We start from the raw sequence: 2,927 nt of genomic DNA, 5'->3' as shown, positions 1-2,927 counted from the left end.
GGAACAGGGAACAGTGGGAAAAGTGTTTCCGTGGTCTTTGATTCATCATCAGTCTATGTCCTAATCGCCCTNAACAGGGAACAGGGAACAGTGGGAAAAGTGTTTCCGTGGTCTTTGATTCATCATCAGTCTATGTCCTAATCGCCCTGGCTGTTGCTATAGTGAATATTTTATCTGTTTTATAGAGCAGTTGATAAAGTTGCTTGACAGCGCTTTTGCTGATGGATAAACCACATCGTCACAACCAAAACCTTGTAGGGACGTTCCATGGTTAGTCCCTACTATGCGCTTTAAGATCGAATCCACTCCCTTTGAAGTGATATCCTGTCCGTTTGTATCGGAGCGTGTAAAAGTTGGGGAAATATCTACCGCCATATAAAGGTTTTTTCTTCTCTTAAAACTTCTTCCTTCTTCCTTCTTACTTCTTCCTTACCTTTTGAGCAACTTTCTACAACCAGCCCCTACTATTGCAGAGTATTTTAGGCGTGTCACGCAACTACCTTCTTAAAAGAAAATTGTCAAATGTTTTTCTATCTGCCATAGCAGGTTGAGCGCCTGATTTCGTAACACATAAAGCACCAGCAGCAGCACCCCATTTCACAGCTTCTTTTAATGACAAACCCGTATCTAACGCTGCCGCTAAACCACCATTAAAAGCATCACCCGCAGCAACAGTATCGATCGCTTCTACTACAAAAGCAGGTTGAAAAAATGTTTCCTCTGCAGTTGCGCAAATAACACCTTTAGCTCCTATTTTCACCACAGCATTTTTTACACCACGCCGACATAACTCAATAGCTGCCTGAGTAGCAGTTTCTCGATCGTTTACTGCAAACCCAACCAGTTGACTTGCTTCAATTTCATTAGGAGTAATAATATCAATCAAACTATAAAAATCATTGGGAAAATTTACTGACATTGGTGCTGGATCGAGAATAACTTTCACTCCCATTTCTTGTGCTACTTTTGCTGCACTCATAGCAAATTCTAGGGGAATTTCTAATTGTAAAAGTAAAGCTGTGGCATCCGATAGCAAATTTCTCAGGCGTTCGACATCTGTATTATTAATACTATGGTTAGCACCAGGAACAACAATAATACTATTTTCTCCAAGAGCATCAACCGTAATAACCGCCACCCCCGTATGAATATTCTCATCAACTACCACACCTGCTGTGTCAACATTAGCAGTTTGCAAACTTGTCAGAAGTTGTTGCCCAAAACTATCATTTCCCACCCGCCCCACTATTTTCGTCGGAATGCCAAGACGAGCAGCAGCAACAGCTTGGTTTGCTCCTTTACCACCACCTGCGGTAAAAAAGTTGTTGCCATTAATAGTTTCTCCTGGAGTCGGTAAACGGGGAGTCGTTGCAATTAAGTCAATGTTAATGCTGCCAAAAATAATTATGCTCATAGAGTAAGTAAATAGGGAAAGGCGATCGCTAAATTTAATAAAGGCATATTGCCTATTGCCATTATAATAGCGATCGCCTTTTAAGTAGTCAAATTCTCAGTAATCTCGAAATTAGCTTAAACCTCAATATCCCAGAAGCTTTCCTGATATAGATAATACTTCTTGAACGTCTGCATTTCTAGAAGGATGGATCAAGAAAAACTCTAGTTAAATGACGAATATACCGGTCTTTATCTGACTCAAATTGAGGATTTTTAATAATGTTGTGGCAAGAAAAATGAGGTAACTCCTCTAAACCACAATATTCCTGGGATTTACGCATTGGTAGCAACAATTCTTCTACCGATCGCCCTGCAAAAAAGCTATTCGGATTATTATTGAAGACTTCTAGGGGTGCATTCCAGGTAGTAGAGAGCATAAACTNACGAATATACCGGTCTTTATCTGACTCAAATTGAGGATTTTTAATAATGTTGTGGCAAGAAAAATGAGGTAACTCCTCTAAACCACAATATTCCTGGGATTTACGCATTGGTAGCAACAATTCTTCTACCGATCGCCCTGCAAAAAAGCTATTCGGATTATTATTGAAGACTTCTAGGGGTGCATTCCAGGTAGTAGAGAGCATAAACTTTTTACCTTTCATTAGTCCACCCGAGGCATATTCACCACCACTAAAGGCGAAAAATTCACCATAAGCGTAGACATCATCCATGTATCGCTTTAATGATGCTGGCATCATGAACCAGTAGACTGGGTATTGAAAGATTACTGCGTCAGCTTGTTTGAATTTGGCAATTTCTTCTGGAACATCATAGCTGTCTTCAACAATAGTCGTCAAAACTTCATAACCAGTTTTTAAAGTTTCTACTGCGATCGTAAAAAGACTTTGATTATAGTTACCTTTAGCAAATTCGTTAGTTTCTTTACCTAAAATTAAGAGAAGAGTTTTCATTAGTTGGCCTTAATTGATTTAGTATTTGTCATTTCAGCTATTAGTTATCAGTACCTCCTGGTGAAACAGGAGGCTTGAAATATGGAAATTGTTTTTCTTGGTTACTGCCATGATTAAAATATATAAAATCAAGTTAGTATAGTCAACCAGTATACTTTTAGTAACCAGGTGAAGAATGAGTTCTAAAATTGAAATAGAAATGGACGATCTAGGTCGCAAACGGGCAATTGAACCTTGTGTTAGACCTTGCGCAATTGAACGCGGAATGAGGTTTGTAGGCGGAAAATGGAAAGGTTCTATTCTTTGGCATCTGAAGGATAAACCTGTACGTTTTGGCGATCTAGTTCGTCAAGTTGGCGGAGCGAGTAAAAAGATGGTAACTCAAAGGCTAAGAGAAATGGAGGATGATGGTTTGGTTAAACGTAACGTAGTTAGTACCAAGCCTTTTGCCGTAACTTATGAGATAACTGATTTTGGGAGAACAGCGATCGGGTTTTTAGAAGAGTTAAAGAAATGGTCGGAGGAGCAGAATATCTAATAGGGAGTGGGGAGTAGGGG

The 2,927-nt window shown here is 39.5% G+C and carries 3 protein-coding genes; 1 reads left to right on the top strand and 2 read right to left on the bottom strand.

Features of this window, described 5'->3' with window-relative positions; genetic code table 11:
- Positions 1 to 496: 496 nt before the first annotated feature.
- Complete coding sequence (rbsK, locus tag AFK68_RS03630) at positions 497 to 1,414, bottom strand: ribokinase (RefSeq protein ID WP_094671637.1); 918 nt, start codon at positions 1,412 to 1,414, stop codon at positions 497 to 499.
- Between the two features lie 424 nt (positions 1,415 to 1,838).
- The coding region (locus AFK68_RS03625) for an NAD(P)H-dependent oxidoreductase (protein WP_210407207.1) at positions 1,839 to 2,369 on the bottom strand (531 nt) is incomplete at its 3' end.
- A gap of 175 nt (positions 2,370 to 2,544) precedes the next feature.
- Between AFK68_RS03625 and AFK68_RS03620 the strand changes: the two genes are divergently transcribed.
- On the top strand, positions 2,545 to 2,907 hold the full coding sequence (locus tag AFK68_RS03620) for a helix-turn-helix domain-containing protein (RefSeq protein ID WP_094671635.1): 363 nt from the start codon (positions 2,545 to 2,547) through the stop codon (positions 2,905 to 2,907).
- The last annotated feature ends 20 nt before the right edge of the window (positions 2,908 to 2,927 follow it).

Origin of the sequence: Hydrocoleum sp. CS-953 (assembly GCF_002260545.1) — a bacterium.
Lineage (GTDB): Bacteria > Cyanobacteriota > Cyanobacteriia > Cyanobacteriales > Microcoleaceae > Trichodesmium.
This window is presented reverse-complemented; position numbering and strand designations above follow the sequence as displayed.

What these genes read in the sequence shown, in the direction of transcription:
- rbsK (WP_094671637.1), bottom strand. Translation starts at nt 1,414, where the DNA reads ATGAGCATAATTATTTTTGGCAGCATTAACATTGACTTAATTGCAACG.
- AFK68_RS03620 (WP_094671635.1), top strand. Translation starts at nt 2,545, where the DNA reads ATGAGTTCTAAAATTGAAATAGAAATGGACGATCTAGGTCGCAAACGG.